We start from the raw sequence: 25,683 nt of genomic DNA, 5'->3' as shown, positions 1-25,683 counted from the left end.
GCTTGGTGATTACCACAGAGCAAATCGCTGAAGCTCTAATCGAGATGGCTGTAACTGATGATGTAAAATTAGCAATATCCTTAAACCATGCCCCCGGAAAAGAAAAAAAATACCCCACTCATGTTGAGATTGTCAGTTACTGGAACGAGAACCAGCAAGTTATTATCGAGCCTGTTAGTCGAAAACGGCATTGTGTTGCAGTGGATAAGTTGCCCGACCAAGAACCATTATTGTTTGCACTAGGACTTTATTATCAAAATGTAACAAGGGCCATCTAATGAGTAGCCATTGGGATATACATGCGACACAATGGAACAATATTGAGGGACCTTTACGCCCCTCTGTTTCAGATCTTCAGATTTTGCACTCTTGGGTAACGACAGCTATTGGCTTATCGTCACAACCATTTAATGTACTTATCCTGGGAGCCACGCCTGAATTGGCCGCATTCCCATGGCCTGAAAATACTCATCTATTTACCATAGATGCAAATTTGGCGATGATAAAATCGCAGCTTTCGCAAGAGCAATTATCTCTTTCGCCATTTAAACTGGTTGGAAACTGGTTGCAGTTACCATTGCCGGATGCCAGCATGCATCTGGTAGTTGGTGATGGCTGCTACTCCATGTTGGCGGGAAAAGACTATGATGCATTATCGAATGAAATTATTCGAGTCTTACAGCCAAATGGGCATTTTTTTATGCGTTTTTTTGTACGACCAGCAGCTCAAGAATCAATAGAATGCATTCAGAATGATTTTTTATCAGGAACAATTGAGAATTTCCATATCTTAAAATGGCGTATCGCTATGGCTCTGCATGGTTCATTAGAGCAGGGAGTTTGCCTTAAGGACATCTGGAATACCTGGAACAAGTATTTTAAACATCATACTCACTGCCTACCCTGGTCTAAGCAGACGGTAAATACTATTGATGCTTATAAAAACAACCCCGCATTCTATACATTTCCTACGTTTACAGAGATTGGTTTGAAGCTCGGCTGTAAATTTAATCAGCTTGAGGTTTTTTTTCCAACCTATGCGCTGGGAGAGCGTTGTCCTTCTTTTAAATTAAAACCCGCCTGAATGCTGACTAACATCATCAAATTAAATTCTTATAATGCAAGAAATAATGAAGATTGATATTAGATAAGTTCTGTTTAATAATGGAAAATTACTTTAAAAACAACGTTCCAAGGAAGATAGGGAAGATAATGAATGAAAATAAATAAACCTGTAGCCGGCCTACTCGCACTTAGTGTCTCCGCAATGGTACATGGGGGGGCAATGGGCCCAATCGTGACAGAAGGGGATAAAAATATAATTATTCTCAGTGGTGGGGCAACCTGGCCTACGGGCGTAAATGGAGCTCATTCGCTCTATTTTTCACCTGAATTAAGCAGAACATATACTCTCGATAAAGCCACCACAGCACTCGGCGAAGGTACATTATTTGTCGGAAGACAGCACTCGTTCAATTCCCGTGTAGAGGGACAACTGGGGATTTTATTTGCTGCAGCCTCAAGACTAAAAATTTCCGGTTCTATTTGGGATTTTGACGATCTCAGGTTTAACAATTACCGCTATTCCTATACCGTCCAGCCAAATCGAATTGCTATTGGTGGAAAACTGCTAGAAACAACGAACTCTTTATACAAACCCTGGGTGAATGCCAGTATTGGAGTCAGCGTCAATAGAGCTACGAACTATCAGGTCATTCCGACCGAATGTGAAGCCATTGTCCTTCCCCAATCTAATTTATCCAGTCACAGCACTACCTCATTTTCCTACAGCATAGGGGCTGGTATTCAACGAATTGTAACGCCGAATGTACAAGTTGGCTTAGGTTATGAATTTACAGATTGGGGTAAAAACCAGCTTGCCGCAGCACCTGCACAACCTGCAAACCAAAAAGGTTTAATGTTAAATCACTTCTACACGAACGGGTTATTATTAAACGTGACGTGGTTAAGATAAGGACATTTCTATGCAACGCAACACCAAACAAGTATCTGATTTTTTTTGTGTCACCACTTCCTTTCTGGTAAGCACCACCTTGAATGCAACCGGACTTCCCCCCATAAATATTAGCCTCTCATCAGGAACTGGTTCTAATAACATAATCACCTCAATAGGCAGCACCTCCATTGTGGAATATGAAGTCCAGGATATGATTGGCAGACCTCCAGCAAGAACCTGGCTATGGTCGGCTCCGATTCCTTCTTATATCACTCGAGCCCAATCCCTGCACCAACCTGATTGCGCCTCATATAACCAGACCCCAGGAGATCCTAACTCATTTACACTGCCTCCTAATGGCACCTGTTATTTTGCACTGCAAGTGGATGGAACTGCATTTGCCAATGTCTATCAAGGTTCAACGATTAGTTATAGACCCGTATTTATAAATAGTAACGGGGTTTCTTACGGTCCATGCCCATCTGAAATACTCAATATAACGCTGACACCACCACCGCCGCCACCGCCCCCCAACCCTCTTCTGCTTGCGGTAGGACAGTACTCCAACAGCGGCCCGATGTCTCGTCCCTTATTGATTGAAAGCCAGGATTCGGGTACTAGCTGGATCTATCCTGAATCAACTACTAGCCCGTTATTCGCCATGCCGGAATCAGGAAACGGTGCCGCTTTTAATGGCTCAAGTTGCGGTGCAAACACATGTATTGCCGTGGGCCGAGGAGAAGATACTCGCGGCAATGATCATCCCATTCTGGCTTTAACCCACGATGCAGGAACAACCTGGAGCTATACGCCAATAGACCCGCCCTGGTTTACCCCAGATCCTGACATTGCACAAACTTACTTCGGCTCTTTCAATGCAGCAAGCTGCAGTGGCAATACCTGTATTGCCGTAGGTGATGACGAAGATTTTAACCTGGGATCAACCTCAAATCCACTCTTGGCTGTAAGCCAAAACTCAGGAGTGAGCTGGGTGTATCCTCTATCCATTCATACCCCGATGTTTACAACGCCCGGTACTAATCCCTATGACAGCAATGGTACGTTTAGGAGTGCAAGTTGTTCTGGCAGTACCTGCATTGCAGTGGGTGATTATATTGACATCAATAGCGATAAGCGTCCTCTATTGGCCTTATCCCAAAACTCAGGCACAACCTGGACGTATCCGGATTCCATTACGTCACCAACATTAGATGATAATCCCTACGCCTCTGACGGAAACTTCATGAGCGCAAGCTGCTCTGGAAGCACCTGTATTGCAGTGGGTTCCTATATAGACACCAATAGCCTACAACGACCTTTATTAGCCTTATCCCAAGACTCAGGTACTACCTGGAAGTTTGTCGAGTCGATTACCACACCAGAAACAGGTACATACACCTTCAAAGATTTTGGTAGTTTGGAAAGTGCAAGCTGCTATGGCACTACCTGCATCGCAGGAGGTGCTTATCTAGACACAGACGATATGGTTCGAAATTTATTAGTAGTAAGCCTTGACTCAGGCACTAACTGGACCTATTCGGATGCCATTCAAAGCGTCAGCGGTGTTTGGGATTACTTTGCTCAATGGGGCGGCATTCTAGGAACAAGCTGTTATGACAGCTTATGCGTAGCCGTGGGTAATATAGCCGGTACCACAGCACAACCCTTCGTAGCAACAAGCCAGGACTCAGGAGCCACCTGGACTTATGTTCCAGCAATGGAAACGCCAGTCTTGCCTAGCAATCCCTATGTCGACAATGGCTTCTTAAATAGTGTTGCCTGTAATGCTTCTGCTTGCATTGCTTCAGGAAGGTATGACAGTAATTCAGGGCGACGTCCCCTAGTGGCACTAGGCCTGAATAATGGCGGCAACTGGTCCTACCCTGACTCGGTGACCTCTCCAGTATTCACTCCAAACGATACGTACCCGTTTGGCAGTGGCGAGCTGCCTTCCTCCTCAGCCTCGTGGATTAATTGGTTGCCCATCCCCCGACATGGGTAATTCCTAATTCACCTTCTGTTCTCAAAAAATAAGTTCAGTCTCTGCATCAGGGCCACGTTGGCCCTGATAAGCAAGTTAAGATTGAGAACACAAGAAAAATTGCATTTGGCTCCTCGACCAGTAATAAATACAGAATAGGACAGAGCAAGCGTGCAACGTACTATACAAAATTCAGAGGAAGACGTTATAGATGAATGATACGACCGCTCAATAAAGAGCGATCGCATTTCAATTCGGAGGTATTACTGAATAGGAGGTGTGCTTGCCGGAGGAACTCCCCCTCCGCCTGGACCTTTACTACCCCCACCAGGTCCTTTACCAGCACCGCCAGGTCCATTTCCAGTACCACCACCTGAATTGCCGCCCCGGCCAGAGATCCCTCCTCCGGAATGCCTTGCACCTTTAATAGCAAGCCCCATTTTATCGATTGTCTTATCACCAATAGCGCCCAGTTTTTGCCCCATTTGAAATTGTGCCCCTTGTGTCGCCTCGGCACCACCTTTTATTCCGGTTTTTAATTCATCACCCCAACCAGCAGCCTCTTGTCCGAGACTTTCAGGAGTACCGCCTATCCAGCGTAAGACTTTATCTGGTAAATAAGCAATTAAGGTAAAGGCTTTTTGTACAATAATTAAATACATGGTGGTATAGGTCAATATGGAGAAGAAGTATGCATATATACCTGCCCAGTCAGAAAAACCGCCAGTACCTGAACCTCCAGGAGATTTTAATGTATTGTTTAAGGTAACGTCTTCAAATTGGAAACCACCTATCCAGGTACCCGATTTATCCAAGTTACCGGATTGAATAAATGATATAGCATGATCAAAACCGGCATTAAGAACCCACACTCCGACATAAGACAATGCAATTGCCGAGATATACCCGATAATCATCATCGATGGTCTTAAAAAGACGTTCATCAAGATCATAATGGCCGCTTCCCCTTTGCCAAAAGCATCATGTCCTTCAGGATGGGTAACCCCTAAAGCAACAATAGGTGCTGCAACCATCGCTTCAATTACCGCGATCATCCATGCGATAGAACCGAAGGTAAAGATCATGTACGGTAATACCGGAATATAATACGCGGTAATGAATCCCACGGAGACCATAGTTCCCAACCATGCCAGCAATAACGGCATAACTAATCCAATTAAGGCAAAGATAAACAACCCAAATAACGGAATCAAAGCACTGACGACGGCGATATTTAATAACATTATCCATAGATTCGCTGAGAAGTTAATGTACATCACTCCCATATTCGCCAAAGCGACGATCGGATTGACCCCCGGTTCTGACACTGTCGTCAAACCAAGATGGAAAATTTTCCTCATACCTTCCAATGGAATCATCAAAAACGCCATAACCACTTGATTAATTATTTGAGAAAACACAGCCAGAAAGAAATTATACATATTCCTGAAAACAGCATTATAGAGCAAGTTTCCGAACATGCGTCCCAAGCAAAAAGAGAAGAATATGATTTTAACTCGTCCGCAATCAAAGTCTTGGTGAGGAAGATAATACATTTCAGTCGATACACTGAATTTAATCATATTGGCAAATTCCAATCGCTCAATACCTGGCTGATTTGGTAAACGAACCATCACCGAGTTATTAATAAAGCCATATACGGTTGATGAGCTTTGATTGTCTACCAAGGGGCGTTCAGCATTATCTTTTAAATCAGGTTTTGGCGTGTCATACCCATTAATTAATGCTTCAACTTTTTCTAATGGTGCCTTATCACCTTCAAACCAATTACATAACAATACATATTTACCAGAACAGGACTTATTAGTACCAAAGCTTGAAACCAATTCACTCGGATCAAAAATACTGTTATCCAAGCCGGTTTTACTATCAAACTGATCGGCACTATCAACAGCATTACCATTTAATTTTACCAGATCAAAGAAATATGAGCCGGCAAGGATCCATCCTTCATTGGTAGATTTTCTGATAAAATCACGCGATTTATCCTCATTTGTTGCTGTTGCTGCTTGCCTGATGAGGTTTAGCGTAGGCATCATAATCGCGTTATAATCAGTAACCGCACCTAAAAACTCTGTTCCGTTAAAAAGAACGCCAGAGTTCACGTTTGGTGGGGTTGGCAGCGGTCCCCATAAGGTGCATTCTTCAGTGTATTTTCTACATATCGCCCCATTAGCGGTGTAGGGAACACCAAACTGTTGCTTGGCAACTGAGGAAAAATTGGAGTCTGAGGGGGGGGCGTTATTATCACGCGATAAGCCAGGATCATTATTAACCATCACCTGAGCAACGGTAGACAAAGTAATATACATTTGCTGTATAGCGATTGCTCTGGACATTTTGGCTGTTTCTAACTGAGATGAAGTGAGCTGCATCATCGTATTTGGCTTGTCCGGAGTGCTCATGTTCTCCAATGCATCAAGAGAGCTCCAGGAAATTGTTCCACAAATCCCATTTAAAAAATAAAATGCTGACTGTGAATCAAAATTAGGCATCGGTGTATTAAAGGTAGTGGCACCTTTATTATTACTTTGAGTAATCACCGTATTTACGGTTCCAAGAAAATCAGGAACGGCCGTTTTACAAAAACTATCCATCTCAGGAGAAGGCGTTCCAGAACATGGACCAGTATCATTTTGTTTGCTTTGTAAATACGATTGTCTCTGGGCTTCTAATCTGTTTTTTAAGCCTAACATACATACCTGACCGGCAAGAATGGTTCGTGCTCCGTCTGCGACACCACCGGATTTTGCCTCGGTTAACGCTTTTGTGGGATTGGATTGAGCCTGAATAATAACCCCGCCGCGATTTAAATAGCCTAAGGCTGCTTCCCATACCTTATCTGCGGCACCGATTCCTTGCACGACAACCCACATCACAAAAATCTGCATCAAACAATAACCTGATGCTTTGGGAATTAATAAAGCCAAACCCATAGTGGAACGTAATGGAATCCATATTGAAGACCATTTTTGCCCAAGCATCTGACCTTCATGAGCGGTATTCATAGTGGAAACGAGCAGGGTGTACATGATAATCATTCCACCCAACGCTAGTACTGCGGAGTTGAATACCCCAAACATAGTACCCATAATCTGGCTGCCGGTGCCATGCAAAACGCCGTCTACCACACCAAATAAATTCCCCAGAAAAATAACGGAAAGGTCGCTGGGTGGAGGAGCGAAACTTAAAGCACTTGAATCAGCCGCGAAGAGTAAAGCAGGACAAAAAGCTAGGAGAACCGTTAAGACGACTTTATTCATTCTTTCTCCCCCAATAAACCGTGTCTATACCACTCTTTTATAGTACAACCCAATTTACGATGTTTAATTTGGTAATACCAAAAATGATAACGAAATGCTAAAACCAATGCGATTAAGGTAACAACCAGGCTAAGAAGCCCGGCTCGAAAAGAACCATAAACGAACTGGTACCCCACATACACAACCACCATAGCTGCGAAAACCAACATAAAAATACTCAAGCGCAGTAATGCGTTTTGTTTTATTAATAATTCAGCATCAGATAACTTTAATCTGCTTTTGACATCATCAAATGACTCTACGGATTTCGCATCGGTAATTTTCTGAGGAACAAACAAACGCTTGAAGCCATTTTTAAGATAAAGAGTAAATGCCTTCAGTCTATCCCAGTCAGACCATGCTCGAATATTAAAAATCCCCTTGAATACTCTTCCAATTCGTGTGCCTGATTTCTTTTTCATATTTTTTACTTTTTTAGTAATGGACTTTTACCCTTCATAATATACTATAGTAGTATGTAGTGGATTCGTCCATCAACTAATCACAGTAAAGAAAGAGTAAAAAATGCCTGATCTTAGTCATGAGTCATCCGCAAAATATTGGTTTGAATATCTAGATCCTATGATTTATAGAGTTATAACCTTTATGGAAAGTGTTGAGGATTGGACTCTTGATGGCAATCCTGAATTTGAAGAAGCCATGACCCAATTGGGAAAAGAGCTTGATGACATTGAAAAACTCGATTTAGGATTGATGGCAGAAGAAGAAAAATTTATACGGATTGTTGGAAACATTAAGTCAGGAAGAGGATTACGGTTGTTACAGGCAATAGATACTGTTCACCCTGGCAGTGCTTCTCGAGTATTAATTCATGCAGAAGAAACCAGTATAGGCAGCCATGATCCTGCAGGCTTCTTTCTTAAAAGAAATATAGTGTTTGAACGTTTACGATTATTGTCACGAGTTTTTTGCCAATACCGATTAAAACTTGTTTTACGCGCGCTTGAAGGGGATGAATAATGAAATTACTGTCACGATATTCACTGATTACCTTACTTTGCTTTGCCAGCTATCCGGCAGCTTCTGATAACATCATGAACTCATCTACAGATGGGCAAAATATAAGCAACAATACATCGGAAATTGCCACTTATTTACTTAAGCTGGGGTATTTTCTTGGTTTTGATCTGAAAACAAACAACCCCCCCCGTCCTCCACAGGAGTTTTCAACAGACTTAATAAAACCCGCAGCACTGGAAACGAATAATATACTGACATTTAATACTTTATTGGGGGCCATTCCCGTAAGTTTTCTTCCTCAAACTATGAGTAAGTTCCTTCCATCTACTGTTCCCTACTCCAATGCCCTTAATAACAAGGCAAACGCAACATTTCAAAATTATGGGGATCCAGGCACATCACAACAAACATTAATAACCGCAAATATTTTGGTTGACGAGTCAGCAAATGGATCATTTTTATCAGACCCGGTGAGCCAAGCCGTCTACAATCTTCTGGGAACTCCAGACTATACCTATTGTATGGATAACAAAGGAGTCAACTGGAAATCAAACTGCTCTCTTTTATACCAAAACAAAGTAATGTACAACATACTGGGCTACATACCCCACACTGACGATTTTTTCTCTTATGCTTACAATAGCAATCTGATAAATCAGCTCAACACCAATTCATTATTGGCCCCGCTGATGTATTCGACAGAACAAATTCCTCAAAATCAGCCCCCAAAAGATAAGTCTGGCAAATCCTTAAACCCAGGATTAACCGCACAAAATCAGGCGCAACAAGCGAGCAATTTTGTCCGCTATGTCTCAGGCTTAACAGTACCCACCACCTTACCTTCTTATCAGGCATATAGCTCGTTATATACTGATGCAGTCCAAAATATGGGTAGCAATCCCCCTAATGCAAAACAAATGGCAGCACAAGCAAAGTTATCTACTTATTTAAATAATTTGCGAGTCTATGCCGCTCAAAGTTCTGTAGGACTCAGTAACTTATACTTTATATTGTCAAAACGTGTACCTCAAACTATGGGTAATGAATCAACAAGCCAAGCATTGACGGAATTTAATATGGCAACTCGCCGCTTATTTATCCCCGATGCGAATGGCAATTCGACAACACCCAATGTTCAATGGACAGAAGAGTTGAAAACTGCATCCTCTGCGACAATACAAAAAGAAATAGCGGTATTACTTGCTGAAATTAATTATCAAATGTATCTGGATCGTCAATTGCAAGAGCGCATGCTTTTAACAAACACGATTCTGCTCATGCAGAACTTAAAAGCAAGCCAGCCTTCTGCTGACATTGGCCCTCAAGGTAGTGATGGAAGTACATCAGACCTTCCTTCTCAGTAAAATTAAAACTAAGCTCCTGATCGTAACGAGCAGGAGCTTTTCTGTTTTATCCCTGCAATAAAAAACCAAACTATTCTCCTTACTTACCGTAATCTATCGCAACTATACAAAAAACATTCACAAATATTTTCACTCGACGTTTAGCTCTGAAGAATCCCGGCATATTTGTGCACAATCAACAGGAGGTATGGTATTGAAGAAACTGACCTCAATTGTGTCGTTCTCGCGTAGGCGGGAACGACACAATAAAGACCATAATTAATCAATAATGAGCAAATAGGCCGTGAGAAAAAATGCCAGCCTCACTCAGTGTTTAGCCAGTTCCAGGAATACATATCACCAATAAATTCTCTTTAAGCACCTTCAAATAAAAAACAGGTGCAAAAAATGATTGATATGATATTATTCCAAACAGATTTCAAAACAGTAACATAACTCGATTTTTAGCCATTTTCTTAAAATAGGAATCGCCGCGATGTCTGGCCAATGTATTTATCAAAGTCGGAGAGTTTAGGATATATTGACCAATACAAATGACCTCCTTTGTGGGGCTTGTGGTCACCGCTATTAAGTTAAGAAAAGTGCGTCATCCTGAGCATGGCGAAGGATCTCCTGAATCCAGGGAGATCCTTCGTCGTTAGCTCCTCTGGATGACGGCCAAATTCTTAACTTAATGGCAGTTGGGCTTGTGGTCAAGCCACAAAGATTCGTAAAAAGAGCTAAAGTCGAAACATAAAAAACTGCAATGGAATAATTAATCTCAGGAAGAGTTAACCCTACAATCAGTGAGCAGTTATGTCCAAACCCTATGTATTTTATATCAGTGGAATGAGCTGTGTCAGTTGCAGTAATGGAATAGAATCATTCTTGAAAGGATCGTCTATCGATATAAAATCCTTTCATGTTGATTTCTCTACTCAGGACCCTAAAAAAACCACCATAATACTTGATGAAATGGAACACTCTGATGAGAATCATCAAACTACATGGCGACAACTGCATGATCTGATAACACAAATTGATTATCGTTGCGAGAATTATGAATATCCCGTACGAAATGAAGAAACACTTGTTACTGCGGAAACAAATAAAGAACAAACAACTCATATTCCAACACAGCAATCCACTGATTTCCTGACGATAGGGAAAAATATTCTCACCTCGCATTGGTTCCTTGGTGCATTAGGTTGTAGTACTGGCATAGGCTTACTGGTGCTTTCGCTCACTCTCGGAGCACTGCCATTAATCGCCATGATCCCCATTGCAGGCCTTAGTGTCTTACTCACTTTAGCACTCGGTGCCCGTTCTTATTACGATGCATGGAAAAAGTTAGTAAGTACTCAAACATTGACGATGGATACTCTGTTTGCGATAAGCACCATCTCGGTACTCGTAGTCTCTCTTACTTCTTTTTTCATACCCTGGCTCCCAATGATGTTTGAGGCAGGTCTACTCATCTATGGATTTCGGCATATTGGCATTGCCATAGAAGAAACAATTAAGGAAAAAATAAGCTCTGCCCAGTTTCAGGACAGAGCCCCAAAAAAAGTATGGCTCCTTACTCAAGAAGGCTCACAAGAGACTCCTCTGGCGCAAATAAAGCCTGATGATGTATTGACAATCCATCCTGGTGAACTTATTCCCCTTGACGGCTACTGCGGCAACGACAGCATTGTCTACAACACGATTATTACTGGTGCAATTTTACCCAGGCACTATCGTAAAGAGGAAAAGGTATTGGCAGGCATGCGCCTGGCCGAAGACTCACCCGCCCTAAATTTACGTGTATTAAGATCAGCCAAACATTCTTATCTGGCAAGGCTCGATGATGGCATATCTCAATCAATTAATGAAAAAGCGCCTCTTGAGATAAAAACAGGACAACTACTCAGCTATTTTATCCCGGCAGTAATCACCATGGCGATAGCCTCCGGGCTTCTTATCGGGCTTTTTTTCCCTGCAGCAATTGCAATAAAATGTGCCATATCGGTACTTGTCTCAGCCTGTCCATGCACTTTAGGTTTAATCATTCCACTGGCAGTAAAAACCGGCATTCACAAGGCCGCTGAACACGGAGTGCAATTCAAAAACTCTAAGGTGTTACAAGAAGCAGAGCAAATCGATACCATAGTATTTGATCTGAACGGTACCCTGACTACAGGAGTCCCAGTAGTCAAACAGTATTCAGTTTTTGACAATACGGGCTACTCACAGGAACATTTTCTTAGCATTTGCTCTGCTTTAGAAGAACAATCAGTGCATCCGGTCGGCAAATCAATCTACTCCTTTGCCAAGCAAAACAGTACTCAAAAAATGACAGCAACCAGACCTAACGATTCTCATCATTCAGGAATATTTGGTCATATTAATGGCAAAGATTACACGATTGGCAGTCGCTCCCTAATGCATGAAATAGGCATATCCACCTCAGATATTGAACAAAGCCTGGAACTTCAAGCAGGTGATAGTCTGGTCTTTCTCGCAGAAGAAAACAGGTTGATTGGTTATATTATTATTACAGATCCACTACGTAAAGATGCCATTAAAACCATCAAAAATTTAACCGATATGGGCAAAGAAGTTCATTTATGCACTGGTGCAGACGAAAAAACAGCACAACGATATGCTGAAGCCTTGGGCATTACTAAAGTATATGCTAATTCAGTAGCAACTGCTCTCGAACAGGGAGACCGTTCCAAACCCGCTTATATTAAATGGTTAAAGAGTAAAGGACATAAAGTGGCGATGGTTGGTGATGCAGCAAATGATGCGCAAGCCTTGGCGGCCAGCGACCTGGGAATTGCCGTTCTCTCTCAAGACAGCGATGAATTAACGCAAAAAAATGCAGGTGCAGTGATTCATAATGGCAATTTATTACCCCTCATTAGCATCTTCGCTGTATCCGAACAAACCGTTTCAAATATTAAACAAAATCTGGTATTCAGCCTAAGCTATAATCTGGCGGCAGTACTGGTTGCTGGAGGGCTGTTGATTACCATCGGCATTACTTTGAATCCAGCAGTTGGCGTTTCCTTAATGGTAATTCAAGCCTGCCTTATTCTGCTCAATGTATATCGCTTTAAAGAACAACCCTTAAAACATGTACAGGAAGATGCAAAAGACGGCATAACATCCAACGAGGAGCTCACCTCCTCTCATGAACTAATAAACAGGCATACACTAATGAGCCAGGCCAAATCAGATTGTGAAACAACTATTCCCTCTGTGGATAGTGCTCCATCAGCCAGCTCGAACAAGTCCATAATGTTCTTTCCTGCAAATCACGAACTAATGTCAGCCCAAACTGGCGAGGAAATGAAGAATGAATCAACCGACTATAACCAAACACTAAACGCATTAATATAAGATTACCCCACTTAAATAAGGCATCATAAAAAGCCAGATGAAGACATTAGGTTCTGTGATGATGCCTTGACAAGACAAAATGTACTTCCTAAGGTTAAAAGAAAATATGATCATAAAAAACATGGGGCTAAGTAAAATTAAACAGATACTGCCAGGCTTGACTGGCCTAATGATGATGCTCATCACCACTTTATCTTGTGAACTCCTTTAAAGGTGAGCGTAGGTATCTCAGGCTCACCTATTGTCGAAAAAGTGTAAACCAATCAAAACACCATTAATTGAGAAAATAGATAAAGCAATTCTCAACATACAAAATGATGGGGCTTATGTATCCATTTATAGAAAATATTACGAGGATTTTCATCCAGACTAAAATCAGAAATTATGCCCTATAGAACAGGAATTCCATTAGGCCATTGCAACCAATTATTATCAGGATAAGGCAGCGACAGATCGACCAAATGCAAGGTATAAGCATGCCTGGAATGATTGGATAAATTGGCTTTGCTTTTATGTGGGATTCTTCCATGCAACACTATTAAAGTTCCCTTTTTAACCGGCAAAGGGACGCTGGTATGTTCTGGCCATGGCGAAGTATCGTACTGTTCAAAATGAATATCATTCCCCTGACGAAACATTCGTTGTTTTAAAGGAGTGGTATAAGAGCTAGGGATTACCTCCAAACACCCATTATCCAAAGTAGCGTCCTCAAGTGCAAACCAAAAGCCTAAAGCATCACTGTCTTGACCAAAAATATAAGTGCTGTCCTGATGACAAAGCACTTCAGCGCCAATTCCCGGCTGCTTGAAAATATACATGGACTGTACCAAGCCTTGTGTCTTTAGACCCAACTGATGTCCGATATTTTTAATTCGCTCATCACGGGAATAATGTTTGAAGACAGGATCCAACTCATGCAAGGCATGACCAATTTTGTTAATGGATTGTTCAAAAGGTCGAGTATGTTCGCCAGATTCATTAAAGGCCCCAGCTTCGAAGAAATAATGAATTTTATCTCCTGAATCAAGAAAATACTGTTTTTTGGCATGTTCATTGGTTTGCGTCGAAAAAATTGTTTGGGGAATGTCATCTTTATTATTTTGGAGCAGTAATTTTATTCTGTTTTGCAAGGTATCACAGGTTTCTTTGGTAAAAAAAGATTCAATAACCAAATAACCATTAGTAAAAAAGAAATCACACTGGTCACTAGAAAGCAGCATCCCTGGCTCCTGAGAAATCCCATAATCAATAGTTTGTATGCTGCTCAGCTTAGATGAATCCGCAATGAGGTGCAATATTAAATTGCACCAAATTATCGCTCAAGCCTGATAAATGAAAACGCTCATTAGCCATTTAAAAAACCTTGGCTAATTGCTCCATCACATCATCAACAGTAATTAATTTCATGGCCTCATCGCCATGTACTTGGGTACCCCAAACATTCTGTTCAGGAGAAGTCCCCAAGACTTGTGAAACAGCATCAGGATATCGATTGACAACTAAGTGCTGAAATCGGTACGGTCCTGAAATTAATGGATTAGTAACTGCATGTAATGCCACTACGGGAGTGTTTACCGCAGTAGACATATGAGACGGCCCGGTATCAGGGCAAAGTACTGCTTTGGCATTACTGATAACAGCCAATAGTTGTTTCGGTCTTGTTTTGCCAACCAGATTGGTTGCAGGTATTACCTTAAGAATTTGCTCGGCCAATGTGCGATCGTAATCACCAGGTCCACCCGTTAAGACTATCTGCACCTGCCACTTATCAATCGCTTGTTGCAATACGTCAATATATCTATCTACAGGCCAACTGCGTTCAGGCTTGCTGGCAGCAGGATTCACAACCAAGATAGGATCTTTCATTGGTAAATGATTTTGTGCCCATTCATAATCCGCAGAAGTAATAGGCAAGTCCCAGCGAATTGCTTTATTCTTAATGCCTAAAGGCTCAGCAAATTTTAAAAATCCTTCTAAGGTATGTTCCTGACCAGCAGTAATACGTTCTTTCACAAACCAACCATGAGCATCATTGGCACGGTGCGCATCATATCCTATTTTGCGTTTAGCCTTGATCAGCGGATACATTAAATTGGTTCTCAAACTTGCCTGTGGAGCCAATAATACATCAAACTGTCGTCCGCTCATCTGCTTTTTAAATTGCCAGTAATCTGCCAGTTTTTTAGGTTTATCGATCACAATAAACTCGACCCCTTCCATCCCTTCAACCAGATCATAGGCTGGTCTGGAGATGATCCAGGTTAATTGGGTTTCAGGAAAATGGTCTTGCAAGGTTCTGATTAACGGAACCAGCATCAACACATCACCTAAGGCAGAGAGCCTGACAATGCAAATGGATTTAATCATTTTGCAGCACAAATCGAGAACCACAATAGGGACACACTTCTACTCCAGTTTTCTCAATTGGTAAATAAACTTTGGGGTGCGCATTCCAAAGTTCCATCGCATCAGTTGGGCAACTGAGTGGTAACTCATGTCGGTGTACTACATAATTCTTTTTGGTACTTGCCGGCTCTTTAGTTGATTTTGACATAATGTTCCTTTTCGGCATTCTCTAAAATTAAGAATGCTTATTATCCAATATTTCCCTGCTTTTCGCCATAATCTCATCACTAAAAGTAGCGCTTTGAGAATCATAGCGCAAAACATCATCCCAATGACGCAGCCAGGTCAGTTGACGCTTGGCTAATTGGCGGGTAGCTGCAATGCCTTTATCTCGCATTGTAGAATAATCGTAATCACCTTGCAGATACTCCAAAACCTGCCTGTATCCAACACAACGCATGGAAGGTAAATTTCCGTTCAGACTCCATCGCTCTTGTAACTGTTGCACCTCATTTATCAGCCCATCTTCCAACATGAGATCAAATCGCAGTGCAATTCGCTCATGCAGCCAGGCTCGCTGCTCAGGAAAAAGCACAAAATTAACAAATCGATATTTAGCTTCGCCCTTCTCCTTGGCAAGAAAAACAGATAAGGGCACTCCTGTAATAAGATAAACTTCAAGAGCTCGTTGAATTCGTTGCGTGTCATGAGCATGAATCCGTGCGGCAGTTTCTGGATCCACTTTTTGTAATTTTTGATGCAGTACGTCCCAGCCCTTTTGGGTGGCCTCATTCTCCAATTGCTTTCTAATGTCTTCATTTGCTTCAGGTAAAAGAGACAATCCCTTTTGTAAGGCATTAAAGTACATCATGGTACCACCAACCAGTAATGGAATTTTTCCTTTAGCGAGGATGGAATCACATAGTGCAGTAGCATCAGTACAAAATTGCGCGGCTGAATACGACTCAGTGGGATCAATAATATCAATTAAATGATGAGGTGCCTTGTGTAATTCATCTTGTGACGGTTTGGCTGTCCCAATATTCATTTCACGATAAATCATGGCAGAATCAACACTAATAATTTCAAAAGGAAAATGCTGTATCAATTCACAAGCCAAACCGGTTTTTCCCGAAGCAGTTGGCCCCATTAAACAAAAAATCAAATTAGACATGCATTAATTTCCGACAATCATCTACAGTTAAGGCTTTACACACGCCAGAAAAATTACCTTCCAGACTCAGTGAGTTTAATAAAAATTCATTCATCGCTATTCTTTCGTCAATACTGAGGTAATTGGGATCAAATGCCTGGCTACGTCTAAAAGTATCCACGAGTACTTCGAAAGAAACGTGTTCCAACTCGGCTAAGAAATTGAAAAAAGTAGGTAAATCCAAATACGGTAGTTTAATCGGAACACTACGAATTAATACACGATCGTCTTTAACAGTTTCTATCTGCAACCCCAGCTGTTCCAGTTCACATTTTAATGTGTCCATTGTAAACATTAATTTATGCGGTAATGTATAGCTTACGGGCACTAATAAAGGTCGGCTAGCCAGTGGAAAAGTCAGCTGATTTAACTGAACCAGAATCCATTGCTGTTGCAGAGCGACGACATCTACAATATGAGGCTGCTGTTTTAAAAAGACCAATACAAATTGGTTGTTTAGAATAATCCAGGGTACTTCTTGTACTGGAGACAGTGAAGTGAGAGTAGAACAATTGCTCTCGTGCACCTCTGGAATAAAAGGCCGCCCTGCCGTTCGATTACCAGTGGGAATATTAAATCTGGAACGCAATGCATCACTATATTGCTCATAAGCAAAAGGTTCACGCACATCAATACCTGGTGGTGAAACAGCCTCCCCTCCTTTATCGGAATACGTTAGATTTTTTTGTGATGAAGCTGTCCTTAATGCCTTACCCAACTGTGAAGTAAAAAAATCATGAATTAATCGCGGTTGTTGAAAGCGCACTTCATGCTTTGTTGGATGCACATTTACATCTACTTCATCTGTTTTTATCGAGAAATATAATAAACACGCAGGGAAGCGGCCTGGATGCAAAAAACCATCGTAAGCCATTTTTAAGGCATGATTAATTAATTTATCTTTAACCATTCGCTGGTTGATATAAATCCATTGCCTATCATTTTGGCTTCGTTGATATTCAGGGCCACTCAACCACCCGCGCAAACTCATCCCAGACAACTCTACATTAAGATAAAGTGCATCATTCATAAAAGCCGAACCAAATATTTTAGTAAGCCGGATTAACTTCGCCTGCTCACTATTCGCTGCAGGCAATTGCAAAACCTGTTTATTATTGTGTTTTAAGGTGAGAGCTATTTCAGGAGCACTTAAGGCAAATCGCTTAATGATCATTTCTATGGCTTGAAACTCCAGCTGTTCGCTCTTTAAAAATCGTTTTCGTACAGGGGCATTATAAAAGAGATCGACAACATCAATCGTAGTTCCATCCGTACGGGCACAAGGAGAAATAGTAAGCTCAGCTCCCTGGGCTTTTAACATCATAGCAACATTTTGTTGTGCGGGTTTAGAGCTGATAGTCACTTTAGCAATGGAGGCAATACTGGCTAAAGCCTCTCCTCTAAACCCCATACTATCAATGGAATATAAATCATCCAGTTTGGTGATTTTACTGGTAGCATGCGCGGCAACTGACAAAGGTAAATCATCAGCATCAATGCCAGAACCATTATCACTTATTTTTATTTGATTTAAGCCACCGTAGCCAATTTCTACAGTGATGCTGGTTGCGCCAGCATCCAAAGAGTTTTCCAAGAGTTCTTTTACTACAGACGCAGGTCTTTCGATGACCTCGCCAGCAGCAATCTGATTTGCAATAGCCGCTGGTAATTGATGTATTTTTATACCCATGCAGAGGGAATCACTAATTTCTGACCAGGTTTCAGTGCCGATGCTCTGGATAAACCATTCATTGCTTGCAAGGCCTGAACTGTCACATGGTATCGTGTGGCTATTGCAGGTAAAGTATCACCTGATCTGACAATATGGTAATGATTGGATGTCATTGCTTCTATGCGAGTGCCATGAGGAGGATTATCCCAAAAATATCCTTTAATGCCTTGAAAAATCGCCTGGCTTAAACGCGATTGATACGCAGAGCTGGTCAAATTCCGTTCTTCCCTTGGATTAGATATAAAACCGGTTTCAACTAAAATCGAAGGAATGTCCGTTGATTTGAGCACGACAAAGCCAGCCTGCTCCACCTTAGAATTATGTAAATTAGTAAAATTATCTAACTGGCTTAATACGCGTCCGCCCATCTGCAAACCAGAATTAATCGTTGCAGTTTGTGATAAGTCGATTAACACCGAGCGCACTACCCCATTAGAATCGTCTAAATCCCCTAAATTAACGCCACCCAATTCAGAATAGTTTTCTTTTTCAGCAAGCCATCGCGCTGCTTCACTCGTAGCCCCTCTTTGGGATAAAGCAAAGACGGAAGCACCATTTGAATGAGGATTATTAAAAGCATCTGCATGGATAGAGACAAATACATCGCCATTATATTTTCTGGCAATATCCAGACGTTCTCTAAGACCAACATAATAATCACCAGAACGAGTCAATACGGCTTTCATACCAGGCTGTCTGTCAATCAAATATTTCAATTTAAGTGTAATCGCTAAAACAACGTCTTTTTCTTTACTATTAGCAGGTCCTCTGGCCCCTGGATCTTTACCCCCATGACCTGCGTCAAGAACGACCACTACGTCTCTTAAATATTTTCGAGATGGGCTATGAGGAACAGAAATTGGCCGTGTATTAGTGATTGCCGGTTGAGTCATCTTGACTGTCTGAGAGGTCTTGGGTACTACTGGCGCAGACTTATTATTAGAGGGTTGAAGCGCTGTATTTTTCGCAATTTGTCTGGTTACAACCGGCCTGGTAGCCGTCAGTTGATTTGCTTTTTCGATCAAGTCGACTCGAATTCCTTTGTTTTCCCAAGGTGCCGAATTAACCTGCACATTTTGGCTTACATCAAAAACCAGACGCAAGGTTTTGGCGCCAGAAACTCCGCTTCGTACCTGCTTAATGAGCGCGTTGTTTAAACTGGATTGTTTCAGATTCATGGCTAAATCGGTGCCATTTAAGTCTAATACGACCCGATAGGGGCTGATTAAAGTAAATAGGCGATGGGTAAAGGGCCCATCAAGCGTTAGAAACAATGTGGTTTTCACTGAGTTCTGCGATACAGTAATATTTTTTAGTTGTGCAGCGGAAGCAACAGAGCTTATGCACAAAACCCAAAACAAAACCCATGCTCTCATGATCATGATTTACCTGTCAGGCAAGCTAAAATACCAGTACCGGCTTCGCTTAATGCAGTTATCTGCAGTGCGCGGCCAGCCCCCTTTATACTTAATTTAAAACGAATATCTACTTGAGGCAATGTATTTCCGGCATGTTCCGCCCATTCGATAAAACAAATACTGTCTCTGGAAAAATAATCTCTAAAACCCAAATACTCTAATTCATCTTCATGGTGGATTCGGTATAAATCAAAATGATGTAACGGTATGTCATCACACAAATAACTTTCCACTAATGAGAAGGTAGGACTCTTAATCGCAGATTCGACTCCCAGACAGCGTAGCACAGCACGAACAATAGTGGTTTTACCAGCCCCAATATCCCCACTAAAACATAAAACCAGCGGGGCTACCAAACAAGATGCGAGATGTTGTGCAAATTGCATACTGGCTTGTTCATCAACCAGCTCCAGATACTGTGTATTATTATCAAAATTCATCATAACCTGGCATTATTTAAAATATTAGGAAGAAGATCTAACAAATCACTGGCTAACATGCCGGCCTCACCTAAAATTTTCGCATTATAATCACCCGCCACAGCATGAACCCAAACACCAAGCGTCGCGGCTTCTGCTAACGACAGCCCTTGCGCACAAACGCCCGCAATGATGCCGCTTAACACGTCCCCCATTCCGGCTGTAGCCATACCAGGATTTCCTTTAGGACAAATAAAACGTTGTTTTTCAGCAGTCTGAATAATTGTCCCAGCTCCTTTTAAAACGACAACGCCGCCATACTGTTGCTGAATAGTCATAACCGAGAGATATCTGTCGTTTTGTATTTCCATTGAAGAGCAAGAAAGCAAGCTACCAGCCTCCCCCGGATGAGGGGTTAATACCCAATTATCATCTACCTGCGGGTGTTCCGCGAGTAAGCGTAACGCCGATGCGTCGATGACCATAGGAAGTTGCGATGTAATCGCAGCTAAAAACAAAGTCCTGGCCCAGTCACTTTCCCCTAGCCCCGGACCAATCACACATACCGTCGCTTTATCCAATAATGGCTTAAGATCTTGTGCTGATGCTACCCCCCAAATCATTGCTTCAGGAATCATGGGTAATACACCATTCACATGTTCTGGCCAGGTTGCAATACTTACAGCTCCTGCTCCCGAACGCATTGCAGCTTTAGCAGTTAAGCCGACTGCCCCTGGCATTCCAGGCCCTCCACCGATGACTAAAACATGTCCGAAATTACCCTTGTGAGAGTTTCTTTTTCTGGCATTTAGGGGTATCGGCAGATGAGCATCATTTAAAAGATAAGCGCAGGATGTATACTGTGCAATAAGACTATCCAGTTGCAAACTGCGACAATGAATATCGCCACAATGATCAGGGCCATCCAGGGTGTACATCCCTGATTTTAAGGCAATGAAGGTCACTGTTGCTGTGGCTATAACGGCAAAATTCTCAACTTTTCCCGTATCAGCGTTTAATCCAGAAGGAATATCTAATGAAACAACAGGTAAGTAACTGGAGTTAATCTGATTAATGGCAGTAGCGATAACGCCATGAACAGGCCCTTTAAGACCAGTTCCTAAAAGAGCATCAACAATAAGTTCCACATCACTATCTAGAGGTTCATCAGCGGAAACACAATCAACCCCTGCATCCAGGGCTTGGCTGGCTGCATTTCGAGCAGCAAGAGGCAAATCCTCCAATGCCCTACATTGATATACGACAACCGATAAGCCATGCTCATGAGCTAACCTCGCCAACACATAACCATCGCCCGCATTATTTCCCGAGCCGCAAAATACGGCAAGATGGCGTACTTGAGGAAATAAATAACGCACAAAGAAAAATGCCTCAGTTCCAGCCTGAGACATTAACTCATGTTCATCTGATTGATACAATTGCATGGCCTGCTGTTCACAAGCTCTAATTTGCTCGCAACGATAAAGGGCGTGTTCTTGCTTGGTCACCTGTTGCTCCGATTTCAGTACTTAAAGAAATCCAATACTCAACATTTAGGACATTAGGGATACTTCGCGAACGAAGTATCCAAATTCCTTACTCTACTAATTTTAATGATGGTTTTTTTCTTGCAGCAATCTCATTGTCTGGAGCACTGGCAGGTGGAGGAGGCTCATCACCTTCTTCAATGGTAAAGGCAATACCCCTACCGTTTTCTTTGGCATAAATTTCCAAAACGGCATTCGGAGCAACGAAAATTTGTTCGGTTTGTCCTGAAAAACGAGCAGTAAACACGATACGATCATTTTCCAGCAATAAACCACGAGTTGCTGAAGGTGAAATATTTAATACAATGCGCTCGTGACTCACATGTTCTTTAGGAACTTGCACACCAGGATAAGTAGCGTCAACCAGTATATAAGGGGTTAACTCATTATCCACGATCCAGTCGTAGAAAGCGCGTATCAGGTACGGTTTATTTGATGTCATTATTGCCATAATTATGCCGCTCTTATTTGTCTCTCAGCATCGGTCAAACTCGTTTGAAACGATTCACGTTTGAAAACACGTTGCATGTAAGCAATTATTCCTTTAAATTCTGGGGCAATCTCAAGTCCCAATTGTGGCAAACGCCATAATAGCGGAGCTAAAGCACAATCCAATAATGAAAACTCATCACTTAAAAAATAAGGTTTATCAGCAAACACTGGATCAAGACTAGTCAAGCTTTCAAGCAAATTAACCCGAGCTTGTTCTGCATTCTCATCTCTTAAAATGTAATTCATCAGATAATACCAGTCTTGTTCTATACGATGCATCATTTTCCGTGTTTCTGCACGTGCAACGGGATAAACAGGAAGTAAAGGAGGATGGGGAAAACGTTCATCCAGATATTCCATAATAATTCGAGCTTCATAAAGCACTAATTCTCTATCAATCAATGTAGGAACTGTCCCATAAGGATTAAGTGCTAATAGATCAGCTCCTGGCTCGTCTTGTTTCACGGCAAGAATTTCTACGTTAACACCCTTTTCAGCTAATACTATTCGTACCTGATGGCTATACACATCATCAACATCAGAAAATAAAGACATTATGGTACGCTTTGCAACAATTGCCATTAGCAACTCCTATCGATTCATGAAAGCCCGCTAAAATAGCTTCCGTATTTTCAGTCAAAGAGCAACATTCTATCACATTTTTACCCTTCTGGGTGAGTTTATGCCAAAATCTCATGTATTTTTGCAAAGACCATTAGTGTGTGAATAGAACCCCATCGGTAATTATTTCATTTTATCTGTCGCCAATAAACCTTCTTTAAACGATATGCCACAATAAAAAAGATACATAAAAAAAGAAGGACAAAAACGCCTAGCTGATAACGAACCATTTTTGCTGGTTCACCGACGTATTCAAGAAAAGTGACTAGATCTTTTACTGCACTGTCAAATTCAGCCTGATACATCTCACCATGCTCAATTAAGACCAGATCAGAGGCATGAGTTTTGGGATTTTTTATTAAGACCATTTTACCAATTAAGGGTTCGAGGACATTAGGCATAGCCACATCAGGAACAATTAGATTATTAGTACCAAAAGGCCTGGAATCATCACTATAAAAACCCTTTAGATAATTGTATAACCATTTAGAACCTTTATCACGTGCACTTAATGATAAATCTGGGGGCACCATCCCAAACCACTGTTTCGCATCTTCAGGAAGCATCGCAATACGAATGGGATCATACACGCTGGCTTGTGTAAAAATCAGATTATTTTTCAATAAATTCTCATCCAGCTGGCCATCAAAAGTAGTTAATCCGATTTCTTCTGCCATACGATTGTAGCGCATGTATTTTAAAGAATGGCATCCGGAGCAATAATTCATGAATAACATTGCCCCTCGTTGCAAGCGATCTTTATCATTCAAATCAATAGAGACCGATTCCATCTTTATGTCACTGGCTAATGCAGGCTGAACAGCATTAATAAAGAAGAGACCGACAAAAACTATCGAAATTATATGCTTCATCGCTCACCTATTCGTATGGGCACGGGTTTTGTTGATTCTAATCGACTATAAAAAGGCATCAATAAGAAATAAGCAAAATAAAAAGCTGCTCCAATGCGAGCAAGCAGTAACTTAACCGGGGTAACTGGAGCGGTACCTAAATAACCAAGAAGCAAGATACTCAGCACAAATAAGAACAGACTAATACGCGAGAGCATTCCTTTATATCTCATTGAGCGAACGGAGCTTTGGTCTAACCATGGAATAAAAAACAGTAATAAAATAGCGCTCTGCATCAATGCAATCCCTAACAGCTTATCAGGAATTGCTCTCAAAATTGCATAAAATGGCGCCATATACCAAACAGGGGCAATGTGGTCTGGAGTCACCATAGGATTCGCGGGAACAAAATTAGCATGCTCCAGGAAATAGCCTCCCATTTCAGGAGCAAAGAACACAACACCGAAAAAAATAATTAGAAACAGGATTAATCCGGAAAAATCTTTAACAACATAATAAGGATGAAATGGGATCCCATCTAAAGGATGACCATTCTCATCGAGCGTATTTTTAATTTCAATTCCTTCCGGGTTATTTGAACCCACTTTATGTAGCGCAACGATATGTAAAAAAACGAGAATTAACATTAAGATAGGGATAGCAATAACATGCAAGGCAAAAAAACGTTGTAAGGTGGCATTTGCAACAGAATAATCCCCTCTTAACCAAACAGCCAGGCTTTTACCCACATAGGGTATTGCGCCAAATAAAGAGGTAATAACCTCCGCCCCCCAATAAGACATTTGTCCCCAGGGCAATAAATAACCAAAGAAAGCCTCTGCCATCAATAAAAGGTATAGAAACATTCCTAAAAGCCATACTAATTCCCTTGGTTTCTGGTATGAGCCATAAAGCAGGCCACGAAACATATGGAGGTAAATGACAATGAAAAATGCCGACGCCCCGGTAGAATGCATATAACGGAATAGCCAGCCAAAATTAACATCCCGCATGATGTATTCAACAGATGAAAAAGCATGTTCTGCGCTGGGAGTATAAAACATAGTGAGCCACAAACCCGTGACCAATTGATTTATCAGTACGACTAATGCTAAAGAACCAAAAAAATAAAAAAAATTCAAATTCTTAGGAACATAATAATTACTAAAATGACTTTTCCAGGTGCTTATTAAAGGAAAACGTGCATCAAGCCAATTAACCAGTCCATTCATGAATTAATCCTTATTGTGCTTCTTCACCAATTACCAATGTGTGTTCATTAATAAAATGGTAAGGAGGAACTTCCAAATTTATAGGGGCTGGTACGCCTTTAAAAACGCGCCCCGAAAGATCAAAGGTTGAGCCATGACAAGGGCAAAAAAATCCGCCAGGCCAATCAGGCCCTAACTCACCAAGATTCGGTTTATATTTGGGAGAGCATCCTAAATGAGTACAAATTCCAATTAAAACCAAAAATTCTGGATTGATAGAACGGTATCTATTCTGGGCATATGCTGGTTGTTGCTCGACTAAGGAATCAGGATCACGTAATAGAGTATCATCACCATTCAGATGCTGAAGCATTTCTTTAGTACGCCTTATAATCCAGACTGGTTTGCCGCGCCATTCAACAATTGCCTGTTCTCCAGGCTCCATACGGCTTAAATCAACGTGAACAGGGGCTCCTGCCGCTTGCGCTTTAGCGCTGGGCATCCAGGAGGATACAAGAGGAGTCAATGCACAAAGAGCTCCAATGCCTCCTAAAACACAGGTACTAGTGAGTAAAAAACGTCGCCGCTCTTCATCAAGAGAAGTATCGAGTTTTTGATCTGTATCTTGCTTAAGCTCACTAATCTCAGTCACCGTTATGTCATCCAGATTAAAGATAAACTTATTTATAACAAAGAAACCCAAATTTTCAAACGTATAGATGAATTATTCCAATAGAAATAAAAAAAAACCCGCATAATGCGGGCTTTTTTAAACAAGCAAAAATTAACGCTTGGAGTACTGAGTAGCACGACGTGCTTTGTGCAGCCCCACTTTCTTTCTTTCCACTCGACGTGAATCAC

Annotated in this window: 23 protein-coding genes; 7 read left to right on the top strand and 16 right to left on the bottom strand. The window is 41.5% G+C overall.

Translation table 11 applies throughout. From position 1 onward, the window contains the following. From Q0495_RS06135 to Q0495_RS06120, 4 genes are all read left to right on the top strand, one after another. Positions 1–278: hypothetical protein (locus tag Q0495_RS06135; RefSeq protein ID WP_298624149.1), on the top strand; the 278-nt coding region annotated here is incomplete at its 5' end. Then, a complete protein-coding gene (locus Q0495_RS06130) occupies positions 278–1,084 on the top strand; it encodes a class I SAM-dependent methyltransferase (RefSeq protein ID WP_298624147.1) in 807 nt (268 codons plus the stop codon). The genes Q0495_RS06135 and Q0495_RS06130, both read left to right, overlap by 1 nt. A gap of 132 nt (positions 1,085–1,216) precedes the next feature. Then, positions 1,217–1,975, top strand: a complete 759-nt coding sequence (locus Q0495_RS06125) for a porin family protein (protein WP_298624145.1) — start codon at positions 1,217–1,219, stop codon at positions 1,973–1,975. Positions 1,976–1,985: 10 nt separating this feature from the next. After that, on the top strand, positions 1,986–3,959 hold the full coding sequence (locus Q0495_RS06120; RefSeq protein ID WP_298624143.1) for a sialidase family protein: 1,974 nt from the start codon (positions 1,986–1,988) through the stop codon (positions 3,957–3,959). Positions 3,960–4,201: 242 nt separating this feature from the next. Here the strand turns inward: Q0495_RS06120 and dotA are convergent, their stop codons facing one another. Beyond that, a complete protein-coding gene (gene dotA / locus Q0495_RS06115; protein WP_298624141.1) occupies positions 4,202–7,222 on the bottom strand; it encodes a type IVB secretion system protein DotA in 3,021 nt (1,006 codons plus the stop codon). Further along, positions 7,219–7,683, bottom strand: a complete 465-nt coding sequence (icmV, locus tag Q0495_RS06110) for a type IVB secretion system protein IcmV (RefSeq protein ID WP_298624139.1) — start codon at positions 7,681–7,683, stop codon at positions 7,219–7,221. The genes dotA and icmV overlap by 4 nt, the downstream gene beginning before the upstream one ends. Positions 7,684–7,786: 103 nt before the next feature. On the opposite strand from icmV, the gene icmW reads away from it, so the two are divergent. From icmW to Q0495_RS06095, 3 genes are all read left to right on the top strand, one after another. After that, positions 7,787–8,242 carry a type IVB secretion system protein IcmW gene (gene icmW / locus Q0495_RS06105; protein WP_298624137.1) on the top strand — a complete coding sequence of 152 codons (456 nt, stop codon included), beginning with the start codon at positions 7,787–7,789 and terminating at the stop codon, positions 8,240–8,242. Then, positions 8,242–9,606 (top strand): type IVB secretion system protein IcmX, encoded by a 1,365-nt coding sequence (gene icmX, locus Q0495_RS06100; RefSeq protein WP_298624135.1) that lies wholly within the window; start codon positions 8,242–8,244, stop codon positions 9,604–9,606. Before icmW ends, icmX begins: the two co-directional genes overlap by 1 nt. 795 nt (positions 9,607–10,401) lie before the next feature. Continuing rightward, positions 10,402–12,972, top strand: a complete 2,571-nt coding sequence (locus tag Q0495_RS06095; RefSeq protein ID WP_298624133.1) for a heavy metal translocating P-type ATPase — start codon at positions 10,402–10,404, stop codon at positions 12,970–12,972. Positions 12,973–13,361: 389 nt separating this feature from the next. Here Q0495_RS06095 and Q0495_RS06090 read toward each other — a convergent pair whose 3' ends face one another. The 14 genes from Q0495_RS06090 to rpsI all read right to left on the bottom strand — a co-directional run. Continuing rightward, positions 13,362–14,192: a phytanoyl-CoA dioxygenase family protein gene (locus Q0495_RS06090; protein WP_298624132.1), complete on the bottom strand. Its 831-nt coding sequence runs from the start codon at positions 14,190–14,192 to the stop codon at positions 13,362–13,364. A gap of 133 nt (positions 14,193–14,325) precedes the next feature. Beyond that, positions 14,326–15,339, bottom strand: a complete 1,014-nt coding sequence (locus Q0495_RS06085) for a glycosyltransferase family 9 protein (RefSeq protein WP_298624130.1) — start codon at positions 15,337–15,339, stop codon at positions 14,326–14,328. Further along, positions 15,332–15,526 carry a zinc-finger domain-containing protein gene (locus Q0495_RS06080; protein WP_298624128.1) on the bottom strand — a complete coding sequence of 65 codons (195 nt, stop codon included), beginning with the start codon at positions 15,524–15,526 and terminating at the stop codon, positions 15,332–15,334. Before Q0495_RS06080 ends, Q0495_RS06085 begins: the two co-directional genes overlap by 8 nt. A gap of 27 nt (positions 15,527–15,553) precedes the next feature. Next, the gene (gene miaA / locus Q0495_RS06075; protein ID WP_298624126.1) at positions 15,554–16,492 is read right to left on the bottom strand and encodes a tRNA (adenosine(37)-N6)-dimethylallyltransferase MiaA; all 939 of its coding nucleotides are present in this window, start codon (positions 16,490–16,492) and stop codon (positions 15,554–15,556) included. After that, a complete protein-coding gene (mutL, locus tag Q0495_RS06070) occupies positions 16,485–18,221 on the bottom strand; it encodes a DNA mismatch repair endonuclease MutL (RefSeq protein WP_298624124.1) in 1,737 nt (578 codons plus the stop codon). The genes miaA and mutL overlap by 8 nt, the downstream gene beginning before the upstream one ends. Next, a complete protein-coding gene (locus tag Q0495_RS06065) occupies positions 18,212–19,645 on the bottom strand; it encodes an N-acetylmuramoyl-L-alanine amidase (protein WP_298624122.1) in 1,434 nt (477 codons plus the stop codon). The genes mutL and Q0495_RS06065 overlap by 10 nt, the downstream gene beginning before the upstream one ends. Continuing rightward, complete coding sequence (gene tsaE / locus Q0495_RS06060; RefSeq protein ID WP_298624155.1) at positions 19,642–20,121, bottom strand: tRNA (adenosine(37)-N6)-threonylcarbamoyltransferase complex ATPase subunit type 1 TsaE; 480 nt, start codon at positions 20,119–20,121, stop codon at positions 19,642–19,644. The genes Q0495_RS06065 and tsaE overlap by 4 nt, the downstream gene beginning before the upstream one ends. Then, complete coding sequence (locus tag Q0495_RS06055) at positions 20,121–21,608, bottom strand: NAD(P)H-hydrate dehydratase (protein ID WP_298624120.1); 1,488 nt, start codon at positions 21,606–21,608, stop codon at positions 20,121–20,123. The genes tsaE and Q0495_RS06055 overlap by 1 nt, the downstream gene beginning before the upstream one ends. Positions 21,609–21,696: 88 nt before the next feature. After that, a complete protein-coding gene (locus Q0495_RS06050) occupies positions 21,697–22,089 on the bottom strand; it encodes a ClpXP protease specificity-enhancing factor (RefSeq protein ID WP_298624119.1) in 393 nt (130 codons plus the stop codon). Between the two features lie 11 nt (positions 22,090–22,100). Further along, positions 22,101–22,721 (bottom strand): stringent starvation protein SspA, encoded by a 621-nt coding sequence (gene sspA, locus Q0495_RS06045; RefSeq protein ID WP_298624117.1) that lies wholly within the window; start codon positions 22,719–22,721, stop codon positions 22,101–22,103. Positions 22,722–22,888: 167 nt separating this feature from the next. Then, positions 22,889–23,551, bottom strand: a complete 663-nt coding sequence (locus Q0495_RS06040) for a cytochrome c1 (RefSeq protein ID WP_298624153.1) — start codon at positions 23,549–23,551, stop codon at positions 22,889–22,891. Positions 23,552–23,628: 77 nt separating this feature from the next. After that, positions 23,629–24,843: a cytochrome b N-terminal domain-containing protein gene (locus tag Q0495_RS06035; protein ID WP_298624116.1), complete on the bottom strand. Its 1,215-nt coding sequence runs from the start codon at positions 24,841–24,843 to the stop codon at positions 23,629–23,631. A 10-nt stretch (positions 24,844–24,853) separates the two neighbouring features. Next, complete coding sequence (gene petA, locus Q0495_RS06030) at positions 24,854–25,474, bottom strand: ubiquinol-cytochrome c reductase iron-sulfur subunit (RefSeq protein ID WP_298624114.1); 621 nt, start codon at positions 25,472–25,474, stop codon at positions 24,854–24,856. 132 nt (positions 25,475–25,606) lie between these two features. Then, positions 25,607–25,683, bottom strand: a 77-nt coding sequence (rpsI, locus tag Q0495_RS06025; RefSeq protein WP_298624151.1) for a 30S ribosomal protein S9, incomplete at its 5' end; no start/stop codon positions are given.

Source organism: uncultured Legionella sp. (assembly GCF_937871865.1).
Classification (GTDB): Bacteria; Pseudomonadota; Gammaproteobacteria; order Legionellales; family Legionellaceae; genus Legionella.
The sequence above is the reverse complement of the archived record's forward strand: the minus strand, read 5'-3'. Positions and strand labels throughout refer to the sequence as shown.